The organism is Pseudonocardia sp. OZ21 (assembly GCF_059359135.1).
Genome location: NZ_JCADBN010000016.1, coordinates 19268 through 45883, shown reverse-complemented (window position 1 = coordinate 45883; position 26616 = coordinate 19268). Strand labels below are relative to the sequence as shown.

At 72.6% G+C, this 26616-nt stretch carries 27 protein-coding genes; 14 read left to right on the top strand and 13 right to left on the bottom strand.

All coding sequences use genetic code 11. The annotated features are described in order from the left end of the window. Positions 1-32: 32 nt before the first annotated feature. Positions 33-554: a tRNA adenosine deaminase-associated protein gene (locus tag AC5L35_RS29420; RefSeq protein WP_169394628.1), complete on the bottom strand. Its 522-nt coding sequence runs from the start codon at positions 552-554 to the stop codon at positions 33-35. 92 nt (positions 555-646) lie between these two features. Between AC5L35_RS29420 and AC5L35_RS29415 the strand changes: the two genes are divergently transcribed. The 3 genes from AC5L35_RS29415 to AC5L35_RS29405 all read left to right on the top strand — a co-directional run bounded on the left by AC5L35_RS29415 (position 647) and on the right by AC5L35_RS29405 (position 4287). Beyond that, on the top strand, positions 647-1861 hold the full coding sequence (locus AC5L35_RS29415; protein ID WP_495062973.1) for a M20 metallopeptidase family protein: 1215 nt from the start codon (positions 647-649) through the stop codon (positions 1859-1861). 83 nt (positions 1862-1944) lie between these two features. Next, entirely contained in the window at positions 1945-3273 is a 1329-nt protein-coding gene (locus AC5L35_RS29410) for an amidase (RefSeq protein ID WP_495062972.1), read from the top strand. Positions 3274-3342: 69 nt separating this feature from the next. Continuing rightward, on the top strand, positions 3343-4287 hold the full coding sequence (locus AC5L35_RS29405; protein ID WP_495062971.1) for a prephenate dehydrogenase: 945 nt from the start codon (positions 3343-3345) through the stop codon (positions 4285-4287). A 15-nt stretch (positions 4288-4302) separates the two neighbouring features. Here AC5L35_RS29405 and AC5L35_RS29400 read toward each other — a convergent pair whose 3' ends face one another. Together AC5L35_RS29400 and ligD are read right to left on the bottom strand one after the other, a co-directional pair. Continuing rightward, positions 4303-4911, bottom strand: a complete 609-nt coding sequence (locus tag AC5L35_RS29400; protein WP_495062970.1) for a putative glycolipid-binding domain-containing protein — start codon at positions 4909-4911, stop codon at positions 4303-4305. Between the two features lie 172 nt (positions 4912-5083). Further along, positions 5084-5995, bottom strand: a complete 912-nt coding sequence (ligD, locus tag AC5L35_RS29395) for a non-homologous end-joining DNA ligase (protein WP_495063113.1) — start codon at positions 5993-5995, stop codon at positions 5084-5086. An 84-nt stretch (positions 5996-6079) separates the two neighbouring features. Between ligD and ku the strand changes: the two genes are divergently transcribed. After that, positions 6080-7018 (top strand): non-homologous end joining protein Ku, encoded by a 939-nt coding sequence (ku, locus tag AC5L35_RS29390; protein ID WP_495062969.1) that lies wholly within the window; start codon positions 6080-6082, stop codon positions 7016-7018. Between the two features lie 78 nt (positions 7019-7096). Here the strand turns inward: ku and AC5L35_RS29385 are convergent, their stop codons facing one another. Together AC5L35_RS29385 and AC5L35_RS29380 are read right to left on the bottom strand one after the other, a co-directional pair. Then, the gene (locus AC5L35_RS29385) at positions 7097-8314 is read right to left on the bottom strand and encodes an LCP family protein (RefSeq protein WP_495062968.1); all 1218 of its coding nucleotides are present in this window, start codon (positions 8312-8314) and stop codon (positions 7097-7099) included. 134 nt (positions 8315-8448) lie between these two features. Continuing rightward, positions 8449-8970: a VOC family protein gene (locus tag AC5L35_RS29380; protein ID WP_495062967.1), complete on the bottom strand. Its 522-nt coding sequence runs from the start codon at positions 8968-8970 to the stop codon at positions 8449-8451. 179 nt (positions 8971-9149) lie between these two features. Here AC5L35_RS29380 and AC5L35_RS29375 point away from each other — a divergent pair, with 179 nt between their 5' ends. Both AC5L35_RS29375 and AC5L35_RS29370 read left to right on the top strand, forming a co-directional pair. Next, the gene (locus tag AC5L35_RS29375; protein ID WP_495062966.1) at positions 9150-9749 is read left to right on the top strand and encodes a hypothetical protein; all 600 of its coding nucleotides are present in this window, start codon (positions 9150-9152) and stop codon (positions 9747-9749) included. A gap of 5 nt (positions 9750-9754) precedes the next feature. Then, positions 9755-10204, top strand: coding sequence for an MSMEG_6728 family protein (locus tag AC5L35_RS29370; protein WP_495062965.1), 450 nt, complete (start codon positions 9755-9757; stop codon positions 10202-10204). A gap of 318 nt (positions 10205-10522) precedes the next feature. Here AC5L35_RS29370 and AC5L35_RS29365 read toward each other — a convergent pair whose 3' ends face one another. The 7 genes from AC5L35_RS29365 to AC5L35_RS29335 form a co-directional block, all read right to left on the bottom strand. Further along, complete coding sequence (locus AC5L35_RS29365) at positions 10523-11269, bottom strand: maleylpyruvate isomerase family mycothiol-dependent enzyme (protein WP_495062964.1); 747 nt, start codon at positions 11267-11269, stop codon at positions 10523-10525. A 110-nt stretch (positions 11270-11379) separates the two neighbouring features. Beyond that, positions 11380-12522, bottom strand: coding sequence for an alpha/beta hydrolase (locus AC5L35_RS29360; protein WP_495062963.1), 1143 nt, complete (start codon positions 12520-12522; stop codon positions 11380-11382). 64 nt (positions 12523-12586) lie between these two features. Beyond that, positions 12587-13507, bottom strand: coding sequence for a carbohydrate ABC transporter permease (locus tag AC5L35_RS29355; protein WP_495062962.1), 921 nt, complete (start codon positions 13505-13507; stop codon positions 12587-12589). Between the two features lie 11 nt (positions 13508-13518). After that, positions 13519-14430: a carbohydrate ABC transporter permease gene (locus AC5L35_RS29350; RefSeq protein ID WP_495062961.1), complete on the bottom strand. Its 912-nt coding sequence runs from the start codon at positions 14428-14430 to the stop codon at positions 13519-13521. A gap of 6 nt (positions 14431-14436) precedes the next feature. After that, complete coding sequence (gene ngcE, locus AC5L35_RS29345) at positions 14437-15864, bottom strand: N-acetylglucosamine/diacetylchitobiose ABC transporter substrate-binding protein (protein ID WP_495062960.1); 1428 nt, start codon at positions 15862-15864, stop codon at positions 14437-14439. Positions 15865-15967: 103 nt separating this feature from the next. Beyond that, positions 15968-16747 (bottom strand): sugar isomerase domain-containing protein, encoded by a 780-nt coding sequence (locus tag AC5L35_RS29340; RefSeq protein WP_495062959.1) that lies wholly within the window; start codon positions 16745-16747, stop codon positions 15968-15970. Beyond that, positions 16747-17700 carry a MurR/RpiR family transcriptional regulator gene (locus AC5L35_RS29335; RefSeq protein WP_495062958.1) on the bottom strand — a complete coding sequence of 318 codons (954 nt, stop codon included), beginning with the start codon at positions 17698-17700 and terminating at the stop codon, positions 16747-16749. Before AC5L35_RS29335 ends, AC5L35_RS29340 begins: the two co-directional genes overlap by 1 nt. Before the next feature lie 262 nt (positions 17701-17962). Between AC5L35_RS29335 and AC5L35_RS29330 the strand changes: the two genes are divergently transcribed. Genes AC5L35_RS29330 through AC5L35_RS29295 form a run of 8 tightly spaced genes read left to right on the top strand, consistent with a single transcriptional unit; the run spans position 17963 to position 25869 of the window. After that, positions 17963-19285: an L-fuconate dehydratase gene (locus AC5L35_RS29330; protein ID WP_495062957.1), complete on the top strand. Its 1323-nt coding sequence runs from the start codon at positions 17963-17965 to the stop codon at positions 19283-19285. Continuing rightward, complete coding sequence (locus AC5L35_RS29325) at positions 19282-20049, top strand: SDR family NAD(P)-dependent oxidoreductase (RefSeq protein WP_495062956.1); 768 nt, start codon at positions 19282-19284, stop codon at positions 20047-20049. Before AC5L35_RS29330 ends, AC5L35_RS29325 begins: the two co-directional genes overlap by 4 nt. A 30-nt stretch (positions 20050-20079) precedes the next feature. Further along, entirely contained in the window at positions 20080-21132 is a 1053-nt protein-coding gene (locus tag AC5L35_RS29320) for a sugar ABC transporter substrate-binding protein (RefSeq protein WP_495062955.1), read from the top strand. 11 nt (positions 21133-21143) lie between these two features. Then, the gene (locus tag AC5L35_RS29315; protein ID WP_495062954.1) at positions 21144-22724 is read left to right on the top strand and encodes a sugar ABC transporter ATP-binding protein; all 1581 of its coding nucleotides are present in this window, start codon (positions 21144-21146) and stop codon (positions 22722-22724) included. Then, complete coding sequence (locus tag AC5L35_RS29310) at positions 22721-23764, top strand: ABC transporter permease (protein ID WP_433277573.1); 1044 nt, start codon at positions 22721-22723, stop codon at positions 23762-23764. Before AC5L35_RS29315 ends, AC5L35_RS29310 begins: the two co-directional genes overlap by 4 nt. After that, positions 23764-24075 carry an L-rhamnose mutarotase gene (locus AC5L35_RS29305; RefSeq protein WP_495062953.1) on the top strand — a complete coding sequence of 104 codons (312 nt, stop codon included), beginning with the start codon at positions 23764-23766 and terminating at the stop codon, positions 24073-24075. Before AC5L35_RS29310 ends, AC5L35_RS29305 begins: the two co-directional genes overlap by 1 nt. Further along, a complete protein-coding gene (locus tag AC5L35_RS29300) occupies positions 24072-25043 on the top strand; it encodes an aldo/keto reductase (protein WP_495062952.1) in 972 nt (323 codons plus the stop codon). The genes AC5L35_RS29305 and AC5L35_RS29300 overlap by 4 nt, the downstream gene beginning before the upstream one ends. Then, entirely contained in the window at positions 25033-25869 is an 837-nt protein-coding gene (locus AC5L35_RS29295) for an amidohydrolase family protein (protein WP_495062951.1), read from the top strand. The genes AC5L35_RS29300 and AC5L35_RS29295 overlap by 11 nt, the downstream gene beginning before the upstream one ends. On the opposite strand, the gene AC5L35_RS29290 is transcribed toward AC5L35_RS29295, so the two are convergent. Further along, on the bottom strand, positions 25857-26567 hold the full coding sequence (locus AC5L35_RS29290) for a FadR/GntR family transcriptional regulator (protein ID WP_495062950.1): 711 nt from the start codon (positions 26565-26567) through the stop codon (positions 25857-25859). The two genes, AC5L35_RS29295 and AC5L35_RS29290, sit on opposite strands and share 13 nt — an antisense overlap. Positions 26568-26616 lie beyond the last annotated feature (49 nt).

The window sequence follows — 26616 nt, the reverse complement described above, 5'->3', positions numbered from 1 at the left end:
GGGGGTGGGCCCGGCGCGCCCCGCGCCCGGTGTCACCGCGCGTCGACGACCTCGGCGAGCGCATCGGCGAAGCCGCAGCGGCGGCCGATCGCGGCGAGCTGCTCGTCGGGGTAGAGCTCCACCTCGCCCGCGAGCACCTCGAGCTCGTCGGCGGGCAGGCCGAGATCGGCGAGGATCGCGAGATCGCCCTCCGGCCACGGCGGGGAGTCGAGGGCCTCGTCCTCCGGCGGCAGCTCCAGGCGCAGCAGGTCGAGGACGTCGGCGGCGACGTCGTAGTCCAGGGCCGCCACGGCGTCGGACACCATCAGCGAGATCCCGCCGGGGGTGGGCCGCAGCAGGACGAAGAACTCGTCGTCGACGTCGAGCAGGCCGAGCACCGCGCCGGTGGAGCGCAGCTCCCGTAGCTCGGTGATCGCAGTGTCCAGGTCGACGAGGGCCTCTGGCGTCATCCGGGAGCAGCGCCACTGCCCGTCCTCCCGGATCGCCGCCACGGCGTACCCGGGCAGGGCCTGTTCACGCACCTCTGCGCGCGACTCAATGCTCTGCACCGCCATGCCACTACCGTAAGCCTCCGAGCGACTGTGCTCCAAACCACAGGGGGAAGAGGTTTCGCACGTCACCTCCCCGAGCTGCCAGGATTCGGTCCATGCCACCGGATGCCGCATTCATCACTACGCTCCGTTCACAGGCACGCGGCGTCCAGCCACGCACGGTTGCGTTGCGTCGCGCGCTGCACCGCCACCCCGAGCTCGGCCTCGACCTGCCGCGCACCCGTGACGCGGTGGTCGCCGCCCTCGCCGACCTTCCGCTGCAGGTGCACCTCGGCCGCTCGGTCAGCTCGGTGGTGGCCGTGCTGGAGGGCGAGCGGCCCGGGCCGACGGTGCTCCTGCGCGGCGACATGGACGCGCTGCCGCTCGAGGAGGACACGGGCCTCCCGTTCGCCTCGCGGATCGAGGGCGCGATGCACGCCTGCGGCCACGACACCCACGTGGCGATGCTCGCCTCGGCAGCCCGGGTGCTGGCCGCGCGGCGCCACGACCTGGCGGGGCGCGTGCTCTTCATGTTCCAGCCCGGCGAGGAGGGCTTCCACGGCGCCCGGCACATGATCGATGAGGGCCTGCTCGACCGCACCGGGCCCGCCGGACGGCCCGACGCCGCCTACGCCCTGCACATCAGCGCCACGCTGCCGGCAGGCGAGGTGCACGTCCGGCCGGGTCCGGTGATGGCGGCGGCGGACACGGTGCGTGTCACGGTGAGTGGTCGAGGGGGCCACGCCTCGGCACCGCACGACGCCCTCGACCCGCTGCCGGCGGCCGCCGCGATGGTGGGAGCGCTGCAGACGGCGGTGACCCGCCGGGTGAGCGCCCACCAGCCCGTGGTGGTGACGATCAGCCGGATCGTCGCAGGCACCACCAACAACATCATCCCCGAGACCGCCTTCATGGAGGGCACCGTGCGCACGCTGTCCGAGGCGACCCGGGCCACCGTGCACGAGGAGATCCGGCGCGTGTGCCGCCACACCGCGATGGCCCACGGCTGCACCGCGGAGGTGCACATCGAGCAGGGCTACCCGGTCACCGTCAACGACTCGGACGCCGCCGTGCGCCTCGGCCATCTCGCCGACGCCGTGGTCGGGCCGAACCGGGTGGTCACGATGGAGAGCCCGATCATGGGTGCCGAGGACTTCTCGTACGTGCTCGCCGAGGTGCCCGGCGCACTGGCGTTCCTCGGAGGCTGCCCGCCGGACGTCCACCCCGGAGCGGCGCCCCCCAACCACTCCAACCGCGTCGTCTTCGACGAGGACGCGATGGCCGACGGCGTGGCCGTCTACGCGGGACTGGCGCTGGACGCGCTCTCCTGACGCGGCTCCTGCCCGGTGGTCCCGTGCGTCACTCTCCGCACGTTCGCGAGACCCGTGCGGACGCTGTGCGCCAGGATGACCGGGTGGCCACCTCCCTACGCGAGCTCGGAATGGCGCTGCGCTCCGGCGAGCTCTCCCCCGTCGAGCACGTCACCGAGATCCTCGACCGACTCGCCGCCGACACGCACAACGCCGTGATCAGCCTTGACACGGAGGCCGCGCTGGCACAGGCCACCGCGCTCACCGCCGAACTCGGCCGCGGCGAGTGGCGGGGGCCGTTGCACGGCGTGGCAGTCGGGGTGAAGGACCTGTTCGACGTGGCCGGGCTGCCCACGAGAGCGGGTTCGAACGTGCTCGCCGACGCACCGCCCGCGAAGGCCGACGCCGCCGTCGTCGCACGGCTGCGGGAAGCCGGCGCCGTCGTGGTCGCGAAGCTGCACACCCACGAGTTCGCCTACGGCCCCACCGGAGACATCGCCGCCACCGGTCCCGCGCTCAACCCGCACGACCGCACGCGCATCACCGGCGGGTCGTCCTCGGGCTCCGCCGCCGCCATCGCGGCGGGGCATCTCCCGCTCGCGCTGGGCACCGACACCGGCGCGAGCGTGCGGACACCGGCCGCGCTGTGCGGGGTGGTGGGACTGAAGCCGACATACGGGGCGCTGTCCACGGACGGGGCGTTCCCGCTGTCGGAGACCTGCGACCACGTCGGCGTGCTCGCGGCCGACGTGCACGCCGCGTCGGTGGCCTGGGATGTGCTCAGCAGGCCGGACGGCACCGGCGGCGGGATCCAGTCCCCCGGCGTCACCGGCGTGCGGGTGGGAGTGCTCGTCGACGACTACTGGCGGGCCCTGGACCCGGCGCTCGACGCCGCGGTGGCCGCCGCTGCCGAGACGCTGCGGGCCCGCGGCGCGTCGGTCGTCGAGGTGAGCACGCCGATGATCGACGAGCTCGCCGCCACCTACCCGGTGATCGTCGGCGCCGAGGCCTACGCCACCCACGCGGCGTGGCTCGCCGAGCGACCGCAGGACTACCAGGACGCCACGCGGGAGCGGCTCCTGCCGTGGGCCGGGCAGCCCGCCAAGGAGTACGTCGACGCGCTGCGTGTCAGGCGGCGCCTCTCGGCCGCGATGCGGGCCGCCGTCGGTGACCTCGACGTTCTCCTACTGCCCACCACCCGGCTGCGCGCCACCCCCGTCGGCGCCGAGGAGGTGGACGTCGCCGGCACGACCGTGCCGGTGCGCAAGCACCTTCTCGCGCTCACGCTGCCGTTCAACCTGACGGGCTGGCCCGCCGTGTCGGTGCCCGGGGAGGTCGCCGACGGCAGCCTGCCCGCGGGCGTACAGGTCGTCGGCGTCCGGCTCGAGGAGCGCGGCGTGCTGCGGGTGGCGGCGGCACTCAGCAGAGAGTGACGGACGGCGCCCGCTTGATCACCCGATCATCCCCGCACCGGTCCGCGCCACCGCACTAGTCTCGGAGCGGTGACGGAGCGGGCGGTGTGCGTGATCGGCACCGGGTTGATCGGTGGCTCGCTGATGCGGGCGGCCGCGAAGGCCGGGCGCACGGTGTGGGGCACGAGCGACTCGCCCGGCACGGCGGAGGAGGCCCGGGCCGACGGCTTCGACGTCACCACCGACACCGACGCCGCGCTGCGCAGGGCCGCCGGGGACGACGCACTCGTGGTGCTGGCCGTGCCGCTCCCGGCGCTCCCCGCGGTGCTGCGCCGCGTCGACGCGGTCGCTCCGACCTGCCGGCTGACCGACACGGTGAGCGTCAAGGTCGCCGTGGCCGATCACGTGGCGCGCTACGCGCCCCGCGCCCGCTTCGTCGGCGGGCACCCGATGGCCGGCACCGCGGAGTCCGGCTGGGCGGCGGGGCAGGCCGGCCTGTTCACCGGCGCGGCGTGGGTGGTGGCCGCCGACGACGGGCTCGACCTCGACGTGTGGGCCGACGTCGCCGAGCTGGCCTGGGAGTGCGGCGCCCGGGCCGTGCCGGCGGCGGCCGACGAGCACGACCTGGCCGTCGCCAGGGTGTCGCACCTGCCGCACCTGCTGGCCGCCGTACTGGCCGCCGTGGGCGCCGCGGGGGAGGACGACCTTCCGCTGGCGCTCGCCGCGTCGTCGTTCGCCGACGGCACGCGGGTGGCAGGCACCCGTCCGGAACTGGTGCTCGCGATGTGCGAAGGCAACCGGGACGCGCTGCTCGGCGCCGTGGACGACGCCCTGGGCCGGCTCGGCGCGATGCGGGGCGCGCTCGCGTCCACCGGGGGTCTGGCCGCCACCGTGAACGCCGGGTACGCCGGACGGCAGCGCTGGGCTGCCGCCCGCGACCCGGAGGCCGTTCGGGTACGACGTTCCCGCCCCGCTCTCCCGGCGCTGCGGGAGATCGGCCGCCGCGGCGACGCGGTGGTGGGCTGGACTGAATGAGCCGTGGGGTGAGCCTCAGCCCGCCGCCGGCGTGACGCCGGGCAGGAGCCGGGTGGCGATGCCGGGGTAGGTGACCACGACGCCGTCGGCGTCCACCACCAGTTCCGCGACGAAGTCGCCGCTGCGGAACTCCACCACGGCGTGGCCGGTGGCCTCGTCCAGCGCCGACACCGTGCGGTAGGTCTGCTCGACCACCTGCACCCCGAGATCCGGCAGCGACACCAACACCATCGCCATCGTCTGCTCGGCGGCCTCACGATGCAGGTTGAGACGGCGGATCGGGAGCGTGTTGAACATCGCGCTGTACTCGAGGTCGACGTCGACCGCGCCTGCGAAGTCGGTGCGGGTGCTTCCGCCGCCCGAACCGGTGTCGAGGAGCCAGACGCCGTCGTCGGTGCGGTTGATCGTCAGGTGCCGTTCCCGCTCCGCGGTGGCCGCGGTGACCGAGAGCCGCACGATCTCGCCGCCCTCGCCGACGATCAGCCGGTAGGAAGCCGTGAAGTCGTTGCCGGGCTCGGCCCGGACCATCCGGCCCAGCGCACGGTAGCCGTGGGGCTGTAGCAGGAGGCGCGCACCTTCGAGCCCGTGGCCGCCGTCGGCCTGCCAGGTGAGCATCGTCGTCATCGGCACCACCGTAGACGAGCGCGGACGGCGAACGGCGCGCGTGACGCCGCGCACCTCGCCAGAGTGGTGGGCGGCAGGTGTACTGGCGCAGGCACGTGGGCGCCCCCTTCTGGAGCATGCGACGGGGCACATCCTGCACCGCACCGGGGAGATCGGCCAGTCCCGTGAGCGATCACGCCTCCTGCCGCACGTGATCGGGATCAAGATCGTCCCGGACCCCGCGGAACACCGGTTGCCGCAGACGTCCACCCTCGGTCCAGCCGGTGTGGGCCACCTCCACCACGGTCTGCGGATCGCACCAGTGCGCGCCCGCACCGTCGGGGCGGGGCAGCCGCTCGGAGAACGGCGGGTGCTCGACCTCGACGAGGCGGTCACGCAGCACCCGCTGGGCCGTCTCCCCGGCCAGACCGGACCCGACCCGGCCCGCGAAGCGCAGCCCGGCGCCGTCGGGGACACCGAGCAGGAGCGACCCGATACGGCCGGGGCCTGCACGCTCCGCGCGCCATCCCCCGACGACACACACCTGCGTCTGCCGGTGGGTGACCTTTCTCCAGCCCGGGCCCCGGCGGCCCGGCCGGTAGACGCCGTCGCGCCGCTTCGCCACCACGCCCTCCATCCCCCGTTCGCGGGTAGCCTCGAACAGAGCGTGGCCGTCGGAGTACGTCGGCGACAGCGAGAGCACCGGCACGGCGGCGAGGTCGAGGCGTTCGAGGGTGGCCCGGCGTTCCTCGAGCGGGCGGTCCAGCAGCGGGACGCCGTAGAGGCGCAGCACGTCGAACACCATGTAGGTCACCGGCCGCGCCTGCACGGTCCGCGGCAGGACGGGGCCGTGGATGCGTTCGAGCAGCGCCGGGAAGCTCGGCACACCGCCCTCGAGCAGCACGACCTCCCCGTCGAGCAGGACGTCGGGCGCGAGCCGGGCGAGCTCGGCGAGCTCGGGGAAGCTCGCCGTGACGTCACGCTCGGTGCGGCTGGCGAGCCGGACATGCCCGTCGGCGACGTCGGCGAGCAGCCGCATGCCGTCCCACTTCACCTCGAACACCCATTCCGGGCCGTCCGGAAGGGCTCCAGGGGTGGCGAGCATGGGCTGCACGCCGTCATGCTGGCACTCGGGAGAGATTCACACATATTGCCAACTCGGTTACCGGCGAAGGGAACAGGGGCCTGCATGCGCGCGATGTGGAGCGGCGCCGTCTCGTTCGGTCTGGTCAGCGTGCCGGTCAAGGCGTACTCGGCCACGACCAACCACGACGTCCGGTTCCACCAGGTGCACGCGGCCGACGGTGGACGGATCAAGTACAAGCGCACCTGCTCGATCGACGGCGAGGAGGTCGAGTACGCCGACATCGTCAAGGGCTACGAGACCGACGACGGCGAGCTGATCACCCTCAGCGAGGAGGATCTCGACTCGCTGCCCACGGCCACCGGCCACGAGATCGACGTCATCGAGTTCGTCCCCGCCGACCAGATCGACCCGCTGCTGTTCGAGAAGAGCTACTACCTCGAGCCCGACGCCAAGGCGGCCAAGCCCTACGCGCTGCTGCGCGAGGCGCTGGTGCAGACCGACCGGATGGCCGTGGTCAAGGTCGCGCTGCGGCAGCGCGAGAGCATGGCGCTGCTGCGGGTGCGCGACAAGGCGATCGTGCTCCAGACGATGCTGTGGCCCGACGAGGTGCGCGAGCCCGAGTTCGACATCCTGGACGCCGAGGTCGAGTTGCGGCCCCAGGAGCTGACGATGGCGGCCTCACTGGTTGAGAGCCTGGGCGCCGAGTTCGACCCCGCGCAGTTCCACGACCAGTACCGCGACGCCGTGGTGGAGCTCATCGATCGCAAACGCACCACCGGCGAGACCCGGCCTGCGCCCGTGGCCGCGAAGCGCGACGAGGGCCCGGACAGCATGACCGACCTGTTGAGCGCCCTGCAGGCGAGCGTGGAGGCCGCCCGGGCCGGATCCGGGGCGGGCGCCGCCTCGCCCGCGTCCACGAGCGGGTCGTCGAACAACGCGGGCGCCAAGAAGAAGGCGCCTGCCCGCAAGCCCGCGGCCAAGAAGAAGACCGACGAGGACGAGGCTCCCGCTCCGCGCAAGCGCACCCGCAAGCCCGCCTGACACCGGCTTGATCGCTGCGAGATCCAGGCTTTCGCCCTTCGGAGGGCCGAAACGCGGATCTCGCAGCGATCAGCCGGCTCAGGGGCCGAGGGCGTTGGCCGGGGGCCGCTCGTCGTCGGCGATCGCCTGGAACAGCGCGCCTGCGCGCTGACGGTCCCAGTTCACGACGCCGTCGCGCACCGGCACGGTGGTGGAGACGCCGTCCTTCAGCCCGCGCATCGCGAGCCCGAGGCTCGCGAGGTTCCACACGTGGTCGCCGTCGTCCACGGTGATCGCGCTGGACAGTCCCGTGGCCAGCGGCACCACCCGGAACGGGTTGAGCAGCGTGGCCGGGCTCGTCACCTTGTCGAGCAGCGCGGAGATGAAGGCGCGCTGCCGCTCGACCCGCCCGAAGTCGGACGTGGCGGTGGCGCGGGTGCGGACGTAGCCCAGCGCGGTGGCCTGGTCGAGGGTCTGGCAGCCCGCCTTGATGTCCAGCGCGGCCTTGGGGTCCTTGATCGCCTCGGGGACACAGAGGTCGACGCCACCGACGGCGTCCACCATCGAGACGAGACCGAGGAACCCGATCTCGGCGTAGTGGTCGATGCGCAGGCCGGTGGCCTGCTCGACCGTCCGCACCAGCAGTTCGGGGCCACCGCCGTCGGCACCGCCGCCGCGCCCGTACGCCGAGTTGATCTTGTGGCGACCCTTGCCTGGGATGTCGACCATCGAGTCGCGCGGGAGGCTGACCAGCGTGGTGGGGCCGCTCCCGGTGTGCAGGAGCATGATCGTGTCGGTGAGCTCGGACTCCGGGTCGCCCGTGGCGAACTCGGCGCGCTGCTCCGGCGTGAGGTTGGCCCGGCTGTCCGACCCGACGATCAGCCAGTTGGTGCCCTTCGACTCGGCCGTGCTGTCGGCCGGCAGGGCCGCCACGCGGTTGAGGCTCGTGTCGACGTAGACCCCGAGACCCACCACGAGCAGCAGCAGAACGAGCAGCGCGATGCCGATCCGTCGTCCCCACCGCGGCCGGCGAACCGGACGGGCGCCCACCGGGCGCCGTGGCGGGGGCGCGACCGGGACGGCGGGACCCCGGTACTGGGGAGACCGGTACTGGGGCCCGACCTGGTCCGACGGGAGCAGCGCCGTGTCGCGCAGCGCCCGCGGCGGACCGGGCCGTACACCGGGCGGCGGACCGGCCTGCTGGGGCCGGGGTCGCTGCGGCTGCCCCCAGCCGGGGCCACCACCGCGCCGCGGCGGCCGCCCCGAAGGGTGTGCCGGCGGCGGCTGGCCGCCCCGTCCTCGGTACTCACCGTTCATGCTGACCCCATCCCCCCGCGGCCCCGCACCGATGAACGGTGGCAGTGGTCACGCGGCGCAGTTGTCCTACAGCAAAGGACGCATCGGGTCGCCCCGCGGTTGCGTGACCGCCGCCACTTCTCGCTCAGCGGGCCTCAGGAGGAGAGCAGTGGCTCCCCCGCGAATACGCCGAGTTCCTCTCTGTAGAACTCGATGCCCACCCCGTTGGGGTCGCGGATGTAGAGGCTGTCCTCGACGCCCCGGTCCGGGCCCAGGTAGGAGATGCCGGCCTCGTCGAGCCGCTTGCGGGCCGCGTCGAACTCCTCCGGCGAGGTGGAGAGCGCGAGGTGCTGGACGGCTCCGATCGTCTCGGAGTAGTCGGGATGGTCGTGCCCGGGGAAGTCGAAGAAACCGAGCAGGTTGCGGTTGCCGATGTCGAAGAAGAAGTGGCTCGACCCCTGGTAGTCGCGGTTCTCCACCAGCTCGACGAGCGGGAACCCCAGCAGGTCCTGATAGAACTTGATCGTCTCCTCGACGTCGCGCGCGACCAGCGCGAGGTGGTGCACGCCCCGCACCGTCGTGGTGGGGCGCTCACCGACCGGGCGCAGGTACCGCTCCTTGAGCGCGACTCGACGAGCGCGCACGGCTTCGAGCTCGGCACCCTCTGGCTGTGGCATGGGTCCTCCTTCTCGTGGACGTACAGTGCTGCGATCAACGTTACTTGCATGTTCAACATTCCGAACCTCGGTCTGCCCAGCCTGGCAGGCCTGCCCCCACCGCGTCAGCCTCCGGCCCAACACCGGTCGGCGTGGCTCGCCGCGTTCCGGGTAGTACCCGGGGAACCGGAGGGGGCACGATGACCGACCGCTTCGACGGCTGGATCGCCGGTCTGGGGACGGCGGCCGGGCTGCGCGTGGTCGTCGGGCACTGGCCCCGCTCGCCGCTCGGCGCGTTCACCGACGTCATGGTGGAGCGGCCGGACGGGCACCGTGTCCTGCTCGCGCCGTCGGCGGAGGTGGCCGAGTTCGTGGCCGCCACCTACCTGTTCGACGACGTGCGGGTGGGCCGGGTCCGCGCCGAGATCGACGGGGTGCGCTGGCGGGTGGACGCCGCGCCGCTGGCCCTGTCGTTCACGGTCGGAGGCCGACCCCCGCTCGGGCTCCTGCTCCGCGCGGTACCTCGGACAGTGGCGACGAGCCCGCTGTGGATCAGCGCCGTGGACGTCGTCGCCCGCCGGGTGCTGCCGGGGGTGCGCACCAGGGGCAGCGCCGGCGGCGGCCGCAGGGAGTACTACGCCGCTCTAGACCTGCACGGCCTGACCTCGGCGGCCACGGCCTGGAACGGCACCGACCAGGGCGCGCTCGCCCCGGTGGCGCCGCCCGTGCGGTTCGGGTTCGGATCCACGCCCCGCGCCCCGTCACTGACGCGTGTGGTGACCCTCGTCGAGCGGGCGTAGGCGAGATGCAGACGTTCCTGCCCTACCCCGACTTCGCCGCCAGCGCCGCAGTCCTCGACGACCTGCGGCTCGGCAAGCAGCGCGTGGAGGCACTGCAGGTGCTGCGGGCGGTGACCAGGGCGACCTACGGCTGGAAGCGACACCCGGCCGTGCGGATGTGGGCGGGCCACCCCGAGGGCATCGCGACCTACGGGCTCGTGGTCTGCACGGAGTGGGTGGCGCGAGGCCGGGCCGACACGTGCGCGGCGACCATCGGCACCGACCTCGCCGAGCACGGCCTGGCGCCGCCACGGACCCAGGCAGAGCTCGCCGCACGGTCGCTCCTGCCGGAGTGGCTCGGTGACGAGCGCCTGCACCGCAGCCACCGGTCCGCGCTGGTGCGCAAGAATCCGGAGTTCTACGGGCCGCTGTTCCCGGACGCGGATCCTGAGTCCGCCTACTTCTGGCCGGTCTGAGGGCTACAGCCGGCGCGGCGCACCCGGTGACAGTGCCGAGATCGACACCAGAGGGCTTTCCTCCGGACGAAACCACGCTCATGTCGATCTCGCGGCGGGATCGGGCGTTCCGGCGCTGGTAGTGCGGCCCACCACCGTCAGACTCGGACCGGCCTCGTCGATCCGACCAACACGGTGATGGGCCACTCGCCCTGGGCCTGCACGGACACCGACCTGACGTGCAGGTTCCACCGCTCCATGCGCTGAGGTAGCTCTGCCCGGATAGCTGCGACGACCTCGTCCACGTCCACAGTGGTCAACCTCCCAGATGTCCGGGGGCTACAGCCAGCGCGGCGGGACCGGGACCGGGGCCGGCCTGCCGGTGGGGCCGACCGCGTCGACGCCGTCGCCCTCCGTGCGGCCCACGAGCCAGCCGAGCACGGCGGCCGCCTCGCCCCGCAGTTCGAGCGAGCCGGACCCGCGGTCGGGCTCCGGGCCGAGCCACCACGTGTGCTCGCGGTCGACCGGCGCCAGTTGCGCGGCGGGACATCCCTCGCGATCCGACAGGGTGGCCGTGGCGTCGTCCAGCAGGGCGTCGACCACCTCGGGCGGGAGGTCGTCGACGCTCGCACCGACGTCGAGGTCGACCGTGTGCACCCACACCTCCCGCACCCGCATCCAGGGGATCTCGGCCGCGGGGACCGGGCGCCCGAGAGCGGTGCGCACCTCGGCGAGCCACGCCTCGTCGCCGAGGTCGGCGAGGGCGGCGTCGAGTTCGTCGGCGGTGGTGATCAGCTCCCGGCGCAGTGTCTCGGCGGAGGCCTGCGCCGAGGACTCGATCTGCGCCGCCCGCTCCTCGCGAGAGGCGTACATCGGGGTCTCGACGCCGGTGCGCGCCCAGGTGGCGAGCCGGGTGAGAGCCTCCGCGTTGCGCGCCACGTGGGCGACGACGTGGGCCCTGCTCCACCCGGGCAGCGTGCTGGGTGCGCGGAAGGCGTCGTCGGGCAACGCGTCGACGGCGCGGGAGAGGAACTCGGTGCCTGCCCCCATCCAAGGCAGGGTGGCGCTGACGTCCTGGCGATCCACGGGCTCGCCTCCAGCCGTGCTGCGACTGCCGTCGCAGCGCCTCGTCCTTCTCGTCGAACCAACCGCGTGCTGGGTGACGGTAGCGCCCGAAACAGGGCTACCGGTGGATCTCACACTCCGGTGGTGCGCGCGGTGGCAGGCAGCGCGTCGAGCACCGCATGGCCGTTGACCCTCGCCGAGTGCCTGCTCCGCACCAGCGTGAGCGCCGCGCGCAGAGCGCTGGCCGCGTCGAGGGTGGCGTCCCGGGCAGCGGCACTGACCGCGGTGAAGCTGGCGTACCCGTGCACCAGGCCGGGGAAGCGGCGGGCCACCACCGGCACCCCGGCGTGGTGCAGCCGGTCGGCCAGCTCCTCACCCTCGTCACGGAGCGGGTCGAAGCCTGCGGTGGAGAGATAGACGGGCGGCATCCCGGCCAGGTCGTCGGCGCGCAGGATCGCGCCCCGCGTGTCGTCGGACGGCACCCCGTCGGGCAGGTAGAGGCGTTCCAGCTCGGCGATGTACTCCGCGGTGAGGCCGAAGCCGGAGCCGAACATCTCGCGCGAACGCGTGGAGCGCGCGGCATCGGTGACGGGGTAGAGCGCGAGGACGAACGCCGGGAGCGGGCCACCGGCCATCGCCTGCTGCTGGGCCACGACGAGGGCGAGGTTGGCCCCCGCGCTGTCGCCGCCCACCGCGATCAGTTCGGGATCGGCGCCGAGGTGGGACGCTGCTTCCCGGGCTCCGTGGTAGGCGGCGATGGCGTCCTCGAGCGCCGCGGGGTAGGGGTCCTCCGGAGCGAGCCGGTAGTCGACCGATAGCACCCGCACTCCGGACTGGGCCGCGAGCAGCCGGCACAGCGGGTCCGTGGAGGCGATGCTGCCCATCACGAAGCCGCCGCCGTGGAAGTAGACGATCAGCCCCGCCGTCTCGGGCACGGCCGGAGGGACGTAGAGCCGGGCGGCGCGGGGCCCCGCTCCCCCGGGCACCTGCAGGTCCTCGGTGACGACGTCGTCCAGCGCGGCGTCCGCGACCACCTCGGCCGCCTCGTCGGCCTGGCGGCGCTGCTCGGCCAGCGCGGCCTGGTCGACCGTGCCGCCCGCGGAGCTGGACAGCAGCCGGTCGACGCGCCCCAGCAGTTGCAGGTCCATGTCGAGGACCTGCCCGTCGAGCCGCACCGGATGCCCCGCGAGCACCCGTTTCACGGGCTGCGGCAGCCCGAACACGATACGTAGACCCCACCGCAGTGCCCGGAGCCTCGCCCTCGAGCCGATCACTTCTGCACCGTACGCCGCATGTGGCCGCCCTTTCACCGTGTCGACGGCCACGGCACCGGCCCCGCTACTTGATGGCTCCCACGCTCAGTCCCTCCTGGATACGGCGCTGGAACACGACGTACACCGCGAGCACCGGCAGCAGCGCGATCACCAGGCCGGCGAACAGGGCGCTCCAGTCGCTGCGGTAGCCCTGGTTCGCCGCCAGCACCGCCAGCCCCTGCGAGAGCACGTAGTGATCGCTGTCCGGCATCAGCACGAGCGGCAGCAGGTACTGGTTCCACAGCCCGAGGAAGTTGAAGATGCCCACGCTGATCAGGCCGGGTCGGGCCAAGGGCAGCATGATCCGGAAGAAGACGCCCGCGTGCGAGCAGCCGTCCAGCATCGCGGCCTCGGCGAGCGCGCTCGGCAGCGTCCGGAAGAACCCGGTCATGAAGAAGACGGTGAACGGCAGGGCGTACGCCGTGTAGACGAGGATCAGCCCCTGGTAGGTGCCGAGCATCCCGAGGTTCTGCACCACGAAGAACAGCGGCACGAGGGCCAGGAAGATCGGGAACGTCATCCCGGCGATGAACGCGTAGTAGATGACGCCCCGCCCGGGGAACTCGTAGCGGGCCAGTACGTAGGCCACCATCGACCCCAGCAACATCACCAGCACGACCGACGCGCAGACGACGATGAGGCTGTTGACGAAGTAGGTGCCGATGCTGGCCGTGGTCCAGGCCCGCACGAAGTTGCCGAACTGCCACTGCGCGGGGAGGCTCCACGGGCTGGTGAAGATCTCGCTGTCGGTCTTGAAGGCCGTGAGCACCGCCCAGAGCAGCGGGGCCGCCACGAGGATCCCCCACACCGCGAGGAAGCCGTGGGTGAACACGTTGAGCGTCCGCTCACCCGTCGAGCCCTTGTGGCGGGCGTCGTCGAGCCGTCGTGGCCGGCGCTGCGGACGATCGGGAGGCGCCGTGGCCGGCGCGGACGTGCCGAGTGTCATCGCCGTACTCCTCAGTACTCGGTCTGCTGACGGCGGGTCAGCCGCAGGACGGCGACGGCCAGCAGCAGCGTCACCAGGCACAGCGCCACCCCGATGGCCGAGGCGTAGCCGAACCGACCGTCGGTGAAGGCGCTGCGGTAGAGGTACTGCGACACCACCTGGGTGGACGAGTCCGGACCGCCGTCGGGCAACATCACCTGGAGCAGCGTGAACCCGTCGAGCACCATGATCCCCAGGTAGATGTAGGAGACCTGGACGCTGTCCCAGATCATCGGCAGGGTGATGCTCCAGAAGGTGCGCAGCCGGCCCGCGCCGTCGAGCACCGCCGCCTCGAAGACGTCAGGCGGCACCGACTTCATCGCCGAGCTGAACAGCACGTAGTAGAAGCCGACCGCCCCCCAGATGAGCACGGCCATCACCGACGGCAGGGCGAACGCCGTGTCGCCGAGCCACGACCGCGTGAGCCCGTCCAGGCCGACCACGCGCAGCAGCCCGTTGAGCAGGCCCGCGTCGGGATTGAAGAAGAACCCGAAGAGCACCCCGGCGATCACCACCGGGACGACCTGGGGGAAGAAGAACACCACCTGGTAGAGGCGTGATCCCCGCACCCCGCCACGGCCGACCGCGCCCTGACGGCCGGCCACGGTCGTGACGGCCGCCAGGAACAGGGCGAACACGATCGTCACCAGCGGCACCACCACGAGCAGCAGCCCGTTGTGCCCCATCGCCCGCCAGAACCGGCCGTCGGTGGCCAGCTCGACGTAGTTGTCGAAGCCGATGAAGTTCTGCTGGCCGGAGAAACCCCGCCAGTCGGTCATCGAGATGTAGAACGCCTGGGCGTACGGGGACACGACGAACACGATGTAGAGCACCAGCGGGATCGCCAGGAAGCTGGCGATGAACCGGTATTTTCCGTGGCGCATGGCTGGTCAGCGCTGGTACTTGGTGATGCTCGAGTCGGCGGCGATCCGGTCGGTCTCCGCCTGCAGCTTAGCGAGATAGCCCTTGGCGTCGGTCCGGCCGGCGAGCAGGTTGGACGTCTCCGTCTTGAGCAGCTGCGAGTAGGTGGAGTACCAGGTGCGGAACTGCCAGCTGAAGACGTTGTCACCGGCTGCCGCCAGACCGGCCGAGAGCGACTCCAGCGCCGGTGTCTTCTTCGCCTCGGCGGTGGCGCCCTTCACCGCCGGCACCGATGCGGTGAGCTCGGCGAACTTCGCGCCGCCCTGCTGGGAGAGCATCAGCCGCAGGTACTCCATGCCGCCGTTCACGTTCTTCGCCTTCGCCGGAACGACGAACGCCTCGGCAGGCTGCGTGCGCAGCGCCGTGACCGGCATGGCCGAACTGCTGTCGAGCACAGGAACGGGCGCCATGGTCATCGCGAAGTCCGGCGGCGCGATGCCCTTCATCTCGTTCTCGATCCACGAGCCGGAGAGGTAGAACGCGGCCTTGCCCTGCACCCAGGCCGTCTGCGCCTCGGTGTGCTTGAGGCCCTCCGAGCCCGGCATGAAGTAGCCCTTGCGGACCATCTCCTCGAGCCGCTGCGTCGCCGCCACCACCGTGTCCTGCGTCCAGGCGCCCGACTGCAGGTTGTCGATGTTCTTCACGACGTCGAGGCCGCCCTGCTTGATGGCAGCGCCCAGGTTCAGGTCGATCACGTAGTCGCCCGCGTTGACCCCGCCGTAGGTGAACGGGGAGATGCCCGCGGCCTTGATCTTCTCGCTGAGCGCCATCATCTCGTCCCACGTGGTGGGGACCTGCCAGCCGTTCTTCTCGAACAGCGGCTTCGAGTACCAGAGCGCGTAGGTCTCGTAGACGTAGTTGAGGATGACGAACTTGTTGCCGAAGGTGCCCTGCTCGATCACGCCGGGGAGCAGCGTGTCGCGCACCTTGACGTTCGGGTCGTCGGCCGAGGGCGCGTCGAGGAGAGGCCCGAGGTCGGTGAGCTGGTTGTCGTTCACGAGCACCGCGTACTCGATCTTCTGTGCGCCCGAGTCGTCCAGGACGTCGGGCGGGTTGCCCGCGACGAAGCGCGGCTGCATCTCCTGCGCGATCTGCGTGCTCGCCGAGTGCTTGACCTGCGCCTGCGGGTAGAGCTGCTTGTACATCGCCTCGTGGGCGATGGCGTAGTCGTCGCCGTAGCCGCCCTTGAAGATCACGACGTCCAGTGGGGCGTCGGCGGCGACACCGAGCGGGTTGGTGGCGCTGACCTGGCCCTGCGCGGCGGTGGTGGTGCCCCCGCCTCCGGTGGCGCAGGCGGAGAACAGCCCGGCTCCCGGTACCGCGAGCAGGCCCGCGGCCGCCAGCCGCTGCAGGAACTGCCGGCGGTCGATACCGGTTGGGGGACGAGACGGGGTCATGGCTGTCTCCTTGAGCTGACGATGATGCTGCTGATCACGAGGGGTGGGGAGCGGACAGAACGGGCCGTGCCGATGGGGAGCGGACGGACTGTGGGTGGGGCGGTCAGGCGGATCGCCGGATGCGCCCGGCGTACCGGGCCTCCAGCACTGAGTTGTGGGCGTCGCCCTCAGGGATGTTGGCGGAGAGGTAGACCGGTGGGGTCTCGCCCGCGGCGATCATGGTGGCGACCACCTCGGCCACCACCATCTGGGCGAGCAGGGCCGCGGTGATCGACGAGATGCCGCCGACCGCGATCTCACCCGCGGTCAGCACGGCGTCCCCGTAGGGCGCGCCGTTGTCGAGCACGACGTCGGCGAGCTCGAACAGCCGCAGCCCCGAGGGATGTCGCGAGATCACCCGCGAGCTGTGCGCCATCGACGTGATCGCGACGAGGCCGTGCCCGCGCTCCTTGACCAGCCGCGCCAGCTCCACGACGGACCCGTTCGCGCCGGAGTTCGACGCCATCACGAACACGTCGGAGGGGTGCGCGCCCGCCAGGTCGTACACGCGGTGGGCGACGGCCGGATCCCGCTCGAGGTGGGCGTCGAACAGCACGTCCGGCGGCTCGCCGCCCAGGATCACCAGGTCGCGCAGGGCGATCATGTTGGTGGGTACGAGGCCGCCCGCGCGTCCGGCGATCTCCATCGCCAGCGCCTGCGAGTGGCCGGTGCCGAACGCCTGCACCACCCCACCGGCGCGTAGCGCGTCGACCAGCAGCGCCGCGGCCGCCGCGACGGCGTCCGCCTGTTCGGTGGACACCCGCTGCACCGCGGCCGCGGCGGCCTCGGCAAAGGCTGCGCCGGACACGGGGGCGACGCTCGTCGTGTTCGTCTCGGAGGTCATCAGGCTCCTCGGGGATCGGCGGAGCGTGCGGAACCGCCCCTCGCGCGCGGGTCGTAAGGGGTGCGATGCGCGGCCACTGCGGCGGCCGTGCGGGCGAACGCCTCGGTGGAGCGCTCGTGCGTGCGTTGCGCGACCGCCAGGTAGATCAGGTCAAGCACCAGGAACTGGGAGTGCCGGGCCGACATCGCGCCGGCCCGGAACGCCGTCTCCCGCACCGAGGTGCCCAGCAGGTGGTCCGCGACATCGGCGATCGGCGAGGTGGAGAAGTTGGTGATCGCCACGGTCGTGGCGCCGCGGCGCCCGGCCTCGGCGAGCATCTCGACGGTCTCGGTGGTGCGGCCGCTGTGCGACAGCGCGACGGCCACGTCGCCCGGCCCGAGCAGCGCGGCGCTGGTGAGCCCGTTGTGCACGTCGGCCCACGTCCAGGTGGCGATGCCGATCCGGTACAGCCGCAGCTGCTGGTCCTCGAGCACCGCGGCGCTGCCGCCCGTGGCGTAGAAGTCGACCCTCCGCGCGGCCACCACCGCGTCGGCGACCGCATCGACCACTGAGAGGTCGAGTGCCGCAGCGGTCTCGTGCATCGCCTGCACGTCGACGGCCACCAGCGTGCGCAGCACCCGGTCGATCGGGTCGGTGGGCAGCACATCGGCGCCGATACCGAGCTCCCAGCCTGCCTGGTCGGCGCGCCCGATCTCGGTGGCGATGCCGACCCGCAGCTCTGTGTAGCCCGCCACGCCCAGCGTGCGGCAGAAGCGGGTGACGGTGGCCGGTGAGGTGCCACTCCGCTCCCCGAGCTCCACGATCGTCGCCCGCGAGGCCCAGGCCGGATCCTCGAGGATCACGTTCCCGACCTGCCGCAGCGCGCCGGCGAGCCCCGGGAGGAGGCTCCGCAGATGCACGAGCAGCTGACCGGTGCCCGCCTCGGCGGGTGAGTCGGATCCAGCGAGCACCACCAGTACAACCTTTCGAGCAGGAGCAAGGTGGTGAAAATTTCCACCGCATGGGGTGAAGTGTCAAGACTTCGGTAAGACGTTTCTGTTAAGGGAGGGCAACGGGACGGACACGGCCCCCACCGCTCGTCCAAAGACGTCCGATGTCCGTCCCGGAACACCGCTCCGCCCTTGTGCGCCGGGGTGGGTGGCCGTATAAAGATCGGCGATACATCGGATGTCTAGCGGGGGTTGCAGTGCGGCTTCTTCGTTCGGCGGGGCAGTCATGACCGCTCGGATCACCACCGTGCGCACCCTCGACGTGCGCTTTCCCACCTCCCGTGAGCTCGACGGCTCCGACGCGATGAACCCCGACCCCGACTACTCCGCCGCCTACGTGGTGATCAGCACCGACGACCCGGACGGCCACGAGGGCCACGGCTTCGCGTTCACGATCGGCCGGGGCAACGAGGTGCAGACCGCCGCGATCGAGACGATCGGCTCGATGCTGGTCGGACGTCCGCTCGACACCACGCTCGACGCGCTCGGGCCGCTGTGGATCGAGCTGGTGCACGACTCCCAGCTGCGCTGGCTCGGCCCGGAGAAGGGCGTCATCCACATGGCGATCTCCGCGGTCGTCAACGCGCTGTGGGACCTGCGGGCCAAGCGGGCCGGCCTGCCGCTGTGGCAGCTGCTGGCCGGTCTCACGCCCGAGGAGATCGTCGACCTCGTCGACTTCCGGTACCTGACCGACGCGCTCACCCGTGACGAGGCGCTGGCCATCCTCCGTGGGGCCGAGCCGGGCCGCGCGGAGCGGGAGGCCACGCTGCGGGCGCAGGGCTACCCGGGCTACACCACCACCCCCGGCTGGCTCGGCTACGACGACGAGAAGCTGCGCAGGCTGTGCCGGGAGGCCGTCGCCGACGGGTTCACCCAGATCAAGCTCAAGGTGGGCGCCGACCTCGAGGACGACCTGCGCCGGATGCGGATCGCCCGCGAGACGGTGGGCCCCGACATCCGTATCGCCGTCGACGCCAACCAGCGCTGGGACGTCGGCTCGGCGATCGACTGGGTCCGTGCGCTGGCCGCGTTCGACCCGTGGTGGGTCGAGGAGCCGACCAGCCCCGACGACGTGCTCGGGCTCGCCGCCATCGCCCGCGGTATCGCGCCGGTCAAGGTGGCCACCGGCGAGCACGTGGCCAACCGCGTGGTGTTCAAGCAGCTTCTCCAGACCGGCGCGCTGTCCTACCTGCAGATCGACGCGGCCCGGGTCGGAGGCGTCAACGAGAACGTGGCGATCCTGCTGCTGGCCGCGAAGTTCGGGGTGCCCGTCTGCCCGCACGCCGGCGGTGTCGGCCTGTGCGAGCTGGTGCAGCATCTGTCCATGTTCGACTTCATCGCAGTGTCCGGATCCATGGACGACCGGGTGATCGAGTACGTCGACCACCTGCACGAGCACTTCGTCGCCCCGGTGGTGGTGCGGGACGGCCGGTACCTCGTCCCGACCGCGCCGGGTGCCGGCGCCGAGATGCGGCCGCAGACGCTCGCCGAGTACCGGTTCCCCGATGGCGCCGTCTGGGCCGGCGAGCCGCAGCGGAGCGCGCTGTGAGCGCCCCCGCGGGTGAGTTCGCGGGGCTGGCCGCGGTGGTCACCGGCGGCGGCTCCGGCATCGGGCTGGCCACGGCGCGGCTCCTGGCCGAGCGCGGGGCGCGGGTGGCCTGCCTGGACCTCGACCCGTCCGGTGTCGAGGAGCCGCTGCTCGGCCTCACCGCCGACGTCACCGACCAGGACTCGGTGGATGCCGCCGTCGCCACCGCCGTCGAGCGCCTCGGCGGCCTGGACGTGCTGGTGAACAACGCCGGCATCGGGGCGCAGGGCACCGTCGAGACCAACTCGCTGGACGAGTGGCACCGTGTCCTCGACGTCAACGTGCTCGGCATCGTCCGGCTCAGCCGGGCCGCGTTGCCGCACCTGCGCCGGTCCTCGAACGCGGCGATCGTCAACACCTGCTCCATCGCGGCCACCGCCGGGCTGCCGCAGCGGGCGCTCTACAGCGCCAGCAAGGGCGCGGTGCAGTCGCTCACGCTCGCGATGGCGGCCGACCACGTCGCCGATGGCGTCCGCGTCAACTGCGTGAACCCGGGCACCGCCGACACGCCGTGGGTCGGCAGGCTGCTCGACGCTGCCGACGACCCCGCCGCGGAACGCGCCGCGCTGGAGGCCCGCCAGCCGATGGGCCGGCTGGTGTCGGCGCAGGAGGTGGCCGCGGCCATCGCCTATCTGGCCAGCCCGGTGGCGGCCGCCACCACCGGCACCGCCCTCTTCGTGGACGGCGGCATGCAAGGCCTGCGGCTGCGGCCGCGCAAGGACTGACCCGAGCCCGTTAAGCCGAGGAGATCAACGATGATTTCGGTCCCCGCGCGACGCGCCGTGGGCGCGCTGGCCGCGACCACCTTCCTGCTCGCGGTGGGCGCGTGCAGCCGCGACACACCCGGTGGCGCACCCCCGGCGAGCGGGGGCGCCTCGGCGTCGGTCGGCGTCGACCTGCCGCGCGCCGACTCCGACTTCTGGACGGCCTACGCCCGCTACGTCCCGGAGAAGGCCGGGGAGCTGGGCATCACCGTCACCGGGCCGACCAACTCGCAGAACGACGTGCAGAAGGTGATCGGCAACATCGACAGCCTGGTCACCCAGGGTGCGGGCGCGCTCGTCATCGCCCCGCAGGACACCGGCGCGATCGGGCCCAAGCTCGACGAGCTGGCCGGCCGGGGCATCCCGGTGGTCAGCATCGACACCCGGCCCGACAGCGGCAAGATCTACATGGTGGTGCGCGCGGACAACCGGGCGTACGGGCAGAAGGCCTGCGAGTTCCTCGGCGAGAAGCTCGGCGGCACCGGCAAGGTCGTCGAGTTCCAGGGTGCGCTGTCGTCGATCAACGGGCGCGACCGCTCCGAGGCGTTCAAGGAGTGCATGACGTCGAAGTTCCCCGGCATCACCGTGTTCGAGGAGCCCACCGACTGGGAGGGCACCAAGGCCCAGGCGGCGCTGGAGACCCGGCTGTCCACCGACCCCGACATCAAGGGCATCTACATGCAGGCGGGCGGGGTCTTCCTGGACCCGACCCTGCAGGTGCTCAAGCAGCGCAACCTGCTCGTCCCGCCGGGCGACCCGAAGCACATCACGATCGTCTCCAACGACGGGATCCCGCAGGAGTTCGACGCGATTCGGGCCGGTGAGATCGACGCGACGGTGTCCCAGCCCGCCGACCTCTACGCGCAGTACGGCCTGTACTGGGCGAAGCAGGCGCTGGCAGGCGTGTCCCCGACACCGGGCCCGACCGACCACGGCAGCACCGTCATCGAGCTGCCCAACGGCTTCGAGGACCAGCTGCCGGCGCCGCTGGTCACGAAGGACAACGTGGACGACAAGAGTCTCTGGGGCAACGCGGCGGCCTGAGGGTGGAGTCGATGGATCCGCGAGCGGACGGACCGGTGCCCGTCGCCGAGGCGGTGGGCGTCACGAAGCGGTTCGGCGCCACTGTCGCGCTGGCCGACGGGCGCCTGACCGTCGCGCCCGGCGAGACGCACGCGCTGGTCGGGCGCAACGGCGCCGGCAAGTCCACGCTCGTCGGGGTGCTCACCGGTCTGCTGCGCGCCGACGCGGGTGAGGTGCGGTTCGGCGGCACGCCGGCCCCGGCCGCCGGTGACCGGGCGGCGTGGCGGCGGCACGTCGCCTGCGTCTACCAGAAACCCTCGGTCGTGCCCGGCCTCTCGGTGGCGGAGAACCTGTTCCTGCACCGCCAGCCACGGGGGCGGTTCGGGCTGCTGTCCCCCCGGCTGCTGCGCAGGCAGGCGGCGGAGCTGCTCGAGGAGTGGGCGGTGCACGTCGACCCCGACGTGGCGGCCCGCGAGCTGTCGGTCGAGCAGCGCCAGCTCGTCGAGATCGCGGGCGCCCTCTCGCTCGGCGCTCGGTTCGTCATCCTCGACGAGCCGACCGCGCAGCTCGAGGGACGCGCGACCGCCCGCCTGTTCGACCGCCTGCGCGACCTGCGGGCCCAGGGCGTCACCTTCCTGTACATCTCCCACCACCTCCCGGAGATCTACGAGATCTGCCAGCGGGTCACCGTGTTCCGCGACGCCCGCTACGTGCTCGACGCGGACGTCGCCGCGCTGGGCCGCGACGAACTGGTGGCGGCGATGATCGGTGAGGCCCGCGGGCTCGTCGACGTCGGCGCGGACCGCCCGCCGGTGCCCACCGATGCGCAGGCCGCTCTGGAGCTCGCCGGGGTGACCGTGCCGGGGATCGTCACCGGCGTTGACCTGACGGTGCGGCGCGGCGAGATCGTCGGGGTCGCGGGATCGGCGGCGAGCGGGAAGCGGCAGCTCGCCGAAGCCGTCGTGGGGCTGCGGCCCCGGGAGGGCACGGTGCGCGTGGCAGGCCGCGCGATCCGCTCCGGGGACGTGCCCGCCGCTCTGCGCGGCGGCGTCGGGTACCTGCCGGGCGACCGCAACATCGACGGCTTCGTCCCCGCGCTCTCCGTGGCGGAGAACGCCACGATGACGATCACCGACCGGCTCGGGCCCGGCGGCTTCGTCCTGCCGAAGAAGCGCGACGAGCGGGCCAACCGGATGATCGCCGACCTGGACGTGCACACCGCGGGGCCGGGGCAGCCCGTCGGTGAGCTGTCGGGCGGCAACGCGCAGAAGGTCGTCATGGCCAGAGCGCTGGCGAACGACCCCACGGTGCTGGTGCTGGTGCAGCCGACGGCAGGGGTGGACGTGCGCTCGAAGGAGTCGCTGCTCGGGGCGGTCGACGCGGAGACCCGCCGGGACCGCGCCGCGCTGCTGGTGAGCGACGAGCTGGAGGACCTCCGGTTGTGCGACCGGGTGGTCGTGATGGTCGGGGGCCGGCTGGTCGCCGAGCACCCGCGGGGCTGGCGGGAGGCGGACCTGGTGGCGGAGATCGAGGGCATCGGGGCGGCTCCGGATCCGGACGACGAGCCGGGTCCGGCGGACGGGACGGCCCCTGCCGAGAGGGAGCAGCGATGACGGACACGAGCACCGCGGCGCCGCAGGCACCGGTGACGCCACCGAAGCCGGGACGCCCGGCCAACCGGCTGCGGCTGGCCCGGCTGCGCGACTTCGCGCTGATCCCGCCGATCATCGCCCTGCTGGTGGTCGGCTACCTGCTCAAGCCGGACGTCTTCCTCAGCCAGTCCTACCTGGTCGACACGGTGCTCAAGTACCAGTCCGAGCTGGCGCTGGTGGTGCTGGCCGAGGCGCTCGTGCTGATCGTGGGCAAGTTCGACCTGTCGCTGGAGTCCGTGGTCGGGATCGCGCCAGCTGTGGCGGTGTTCCTCGTGGTGGGCCAGACGTCGGTGCTCGGCGCGCCGTGGCCCGCCTGGACGGTGCTCCCGGTGGCCGTGCTGTTCGGGGCCCTGATCGGCGCCTTCAACGGGCTGCTCATCGTGCGGTTCCGGCTCTCGGCGTTCATCGTCACGCTGGCGATGCTCATCGCCTTGCGCGGTCTACAGCTGGCCATCGTCGGCGGCGCGACGATCTCGAACCTCGCCAACCGCATCCCCGTGATCGACGACCTCGGCAGCCTGCGGATCGCCACGATTCCGCTCGCCATCTGGATCGTCGTGATCGCGTTCGCGGTGGGCATGGTCGTGCTCGGCTACACGAGGGTCGGCCGCTCGCTCTATGCCGTCGGCGGCAACCCCGACGCCGCCCGCGCCGCCGGTATCCGCGTGGAGCGGGTGATCTGGCTGACGCTGGTGGTGGCCGGAGCGCTGGCCGCGCTCGCGGGCCTGATGCTCTCCGCCCGGCTCGGCTCGGTGGCCGCCGCGCAGGGCAACGGCATGATCTTCACCGTGTTCGCGGCCGCCGTGATCGGCGGGATCAGCCTCGACGGCGGGAAGGGCTCGCTCTTCGGCGCCCTGTGCGGTGTCGTGCTGCTCGGGCTGATCCAGAACGTGCTCACCCTCGCCCAGGTGAAGGCCGACCAGATCCAGGCCGTGAACGGGCTCGTGATCCTCGTTGCACTGGTGCTGGCCCGTCTGACCAGCGGAAAGGCTCAGGACTGATGGAGCGGATCGCCCTGCACACGACGCTGCGACCGGGACGTGAGGAGGACTACGACCGGATCCACGCCGAGATCCCGCCCGAGCTGGACGCAGCCCTGCGCGACGCCGGCGTACACGCGTGGCGGATCTGGCGCGACGGCCTCGACCTGTTCCACGTCGTCGAGGTGGAGGACTACCGGGCCATGCGCGACGCGCTGCACGACGACCCGGTGAACGTCGCCTGGCAGGCGCGGATGGCGGAACTGCTCGACGTCGCCGACGACTACTCCGGCACCGACCGCGGGCTGCGTCAGGTCTGGGAGCTGCCGTGACCGCCGTGCTGGGACGTTCCGCCGTGCCGGTCAGCCCGATCGGGCTCGGCACCGCACCGCTGGGCAACCTCTACCGCGTGGTGCCCGAGGCCGACGTCACCGCCACGATCGACCAGGCGTGGGAGAGCGGCATCCGGTTCTTCGACACCGCGCCGCACTACGGGCTGGGCCTGGCGGAGCGGCGGCTCGGGGCGGCGCTGGCCCGTCGCCCGCGGGCCGAGTACACGATCTCCACGAAGGTCGGACGGCTGCTGGAGCCCGACCCCGCCGGCGCCTCCCGCCGTGACGACGAGGGCTTCGACGTGCCCGCCGACCTGCGACGGGTCTGGGACTTCAGCGCCGACGGCGTCCGGCGCAGCCTGGAGGAGAGCCTGGAACGGCTCGGGCTCGACCGCGTCGACCTCGTCCTGATCCACGACCCGGACGACCACTGGGCCGAGGCGGCCGGGCTGGCCTACCCGGCGCTGCACGAGCTGCGCGCCCAGGGCGTGATCGGCGCGATCGGGGCCGGGATGAACCAGACCGCCATGCTCACCCGGTTCGTCGTAGAGACCGAGGTGGACGCGGTGCTCGTCGCGGGCCGGTACACGCTGCTCGACCCGTCCGCGGCCGACGACCTCCTCCCGGCGTGCGCGGAACGCGGTGTGTCCGTGCTGGCGGCCGGGGTGTTCAACAGCGGCCTGCTCGCCACGGACGACCCGCCCCCGGACGCCACGTACGACTACCAGCCCGCCCCCGCCGCCGTTCGCGAGCGCGCGGCCGCGATCGGCGCCGTCTGCCGCCGCCACGGGGTCCCGCTGCCCGCCGCCGCGATCGCGTTCGCGGGAGCGCGCCCCGAGGTCGCCTCGGTGCTGCTGGGCGCCCGCACCGCGGCGGAGGTGGCCGCGAACGTGACCGCAGCGAGAACCGGGATCCCGGACGCCCTCTGGACGGACCTGAGCGACCAGGGCCTCCTCCGTGGACGTTGACGCGCACCATCATCTGTGGGATCCCGCTGATCCGGGGCACGGCTGGCTCGACGCTCCGGAGCACGCCGCCATCCGGCGCCGGTACGACGTCGCCGACCTGCGCGCCGTGCTCCCGCCCGAGGTGGGGGCGACCGTGCTGGTGCAGGCGCTGGCGTCCACGGCGGAGAGCGAGCGGCTGCTCGCCGTGGCCGCCGGGTCGGACCTCGTCGCCGGAGTCGTCGGCTGGGCCGACCTCACCGCGCCCGGCGTCGGGGACGAGGTGGAGCGGCAGCGCGACCGGGCAGGCGGGGACCGGCTCGTCGGGGTTCGGCACCTCGCACAGGACGAGCCCGACCCCGGCTGGCTGGCCCGTCCCGACGTGGCTCGCGGGATCGCCGCCGCCGGGCGGCACGGCCTGGTCGTCGACCTCCTCGTGCGGGCCCCGCAGCGCGCCGCGGCGCTCACCGCGGCCCGCGCCGCGCCCGACGTGGCGTTCGTGCTCGACCACGCGGGCAAGCCCGGGATCGGGGACGGCGAGTGGGAGCCGTGGGCGGCCTTCGTCGCCGAGCTCGCGGCGTTGCCGAACGTCTCGTGCAAGCTCTCCGGGCTGCTCACCGAGGCGGCACCCGGCGGCCGGGACGTGGCCACCCTGCGGCCGTACGCCGACCTGGTGCTCCGATGTTTCGGGCCGGACCGGGTGATGTTCGGCTCCGACTGGCCGGTGTGCGAGCCGGCAGGCGGCTACCCCGCCGTCCGGACGACGACCGATGGCCTGCTCGCCGAACTGCTCCCCGCCGAGCGCGCGGCCGTCCTGGGCGGAACGGCCCGGCGGGTCTACGGCCTGTAGCCCGCTCCGGGCGAGCCGTCGGCGGCGCCCAGCGCACTGCGCAGCCACTGCTCGACGCCCGCGACGTGGACGGTGGCCCAGGACCGCGCGACGTCCGGCTGGCGGGCCGCGATCGCGTCGCAGATGGCCGTGTGCTGCTCGATCGTGCGCGCGACGGCCCCCTCCTGGGTGAGCCCGCGCCAGATCCGGGCCCGGGTGGTCGGGCCCGACAGGCCCTCGATCAGCGAGCACAGCACGGTGTTCCCGCTGCCCACCGCCACGCGGCGGTGGAACTCCAGGTCGTTCGCCACCAGGGCCTCGACGTCGGGCTCCGGGTCGAGTTCGGCGAGCACGCCGCGCAGCCCGTCGATCTCCTCGTCGGTCATGGCGAGGGCGGCCATCGCGGTGGCGGCCGGTTCCAGGATCCGCCGCACCTCGAAGAACTCCAGCACGGTGTCGTCGCGATGGAAGTCGACGACGAACGTCATCGCGTCGAGCAGCAGGTGCGGGTCGAGGCTGGTGACGTAGGTGCCGTCGCCCTGCCGGACGTCCAGCACCCGGATCAGCGACAGCGCCTTGACGGCCTCGCGCAGGGAGTTGCGCGACAGCCCCAGCCGCTCGGCGAGATCGGCCTCGCGGGGCAGCCGCGCCCCGGGGCCCAGCTCCCCGGAGACGATCATCGCTTTGATCTTCTCGATCGCTTCGTCCGTGACCGGCACTCGACCTCCCCAGGACATCGGATGTCTGGGAGCCTACTTCGCCTCGGCC

Excerpts from the sequence above, each read along its gene's own strand:
- AC5L35_RS29370 (WP_495062965.1), top strand. The coding sequence starts at position 9,755 with ATGCAGACGTTCCTGCCCTACCCCGACTTCGCCGCCAGCGCCGCAGTC.
- AC5L35_RS29385 (WP_495062968.1), bottom strand. The coding sequence starts at position 8,314 with ATGAACGGTGAGTACCGAGGACGGGGCGGCCAGCCGCCGCCGGCACAC.
- AC5L35_RS29415 (WP_495062973.1), top strand. The coding sequence starts at position 647 with ATGCCACCGGATGCCGCATTCATCACTACGCTCCGTTCACAGGCACGC.
- AC5L35_RS29375 (WP_495062966.1), top strand. The coding sequence starts at position 9,150 with ATGACCGACCGCTTCGACGGCTGGATCGCCGGTCTGGGGACGGCGGCC.
- AC5L35_RS29420 (WP_169394628.1), bottom strand. The coding sequence starts at position 554 with ATGGCGGTGCAGAGCATTGAGTCGCGCGCAGAGGTGCGTGAACAGGCC.
- AC5L35_RS29400 (WP_495062970.1), bottom strand. The coding sequence starts at position 4,911 with ATGACGACGATGCTCACCTGGCAGGCCGACGGCGGCCACGGGCTCGAA.
- AC5L35_RS29320 (WP_495062955.1), top strand. The coding sequence starts at position 20,080 with ATGATTTCGGTCCCCGCGCGACGCGCCGTGGGCGCGCTGGCCGCGACC.
- ligD (WP_495063113.1), bottom strand. The coding sequence starts at position 5,995 with ATGCTCGCCACCCCTGGAGCCCTTCCGGACGGCCCGGAATGGGTGTTC.
- AC5L35_RS29330 (WP_495062957.1), top strand. The coding sequence starts at position 17,963 with ATGACCGCTCGGATCACCACCGTGCGCACCCTCGACGTGCGCTTTCCC.
- AC5L35_RS29350 (WP_495062961.1), bottom strand. The coding sequence starts at position 14,430 with ATGCGCCACGGAAAATACCGGTTCATCGCCAGCTTCCTGGCGATCCCG.
- AC5L35_RS29380 (WP_495062967.1), bottom strand. The coding sequence starts at position 8,970 with ATGCCACAGCCAGAGGGTGCCGAGCTCGAAGCCGTGCGCGCTCGTCGA.
- AC5L35_RS29315 (WP_495062954.1), top strand. The coding sequence starts at position 21,144 with ATGGATCCGCGAGCGGACGGACCGGTGCCCGTCGCCGAGGCGGTGGGC.
- AC5L35_RS29310 (WP_433277573.1), top strand. The coding sequence starts at position 22,721 with ATGACGGACACGAGCACCGCGGCGCCGCAGGCACCGGTGACGCCACCG.
- AC5L35_RS29355 (WP_495062962.1), bottom strand. The coding sequence starts at position 13,507 with ATGACACTCGGCACGTCCGCGCCGGCCACGGCGCCTCCCGATCGTCCG.
- AC5L35_RS29340 (WP_495062959.1), bottom strand. The coding sequence starts at position 16,747 with ATGACCTCCGAGACGAACACGACGAGCGTCGCCCCCGTGTCCGGCGCA.
- ku (WP_495062969.1), top strand. The coding sequence starts at position 6,080 with ATGCGCGCGATGTGGAGCGGCGCCGTCTCGTTCGGTCTGGTCAGCGTG.
- AC5L35_RS29305 (WP_495062953.1), top strand. The coding sequence starts at position 23,764 with ATGGAGCGGATCGCCCTGCACACGACGCTGCGACCGGGACGTGAGGAG.
- ngcE (WP_495062960.1), bottom strand. The coding sequence starts at position 15,864 with ATGACCCCGTCTCGTCCCCCAACCGGTATCGACCGCCGGCAGTTCCTG.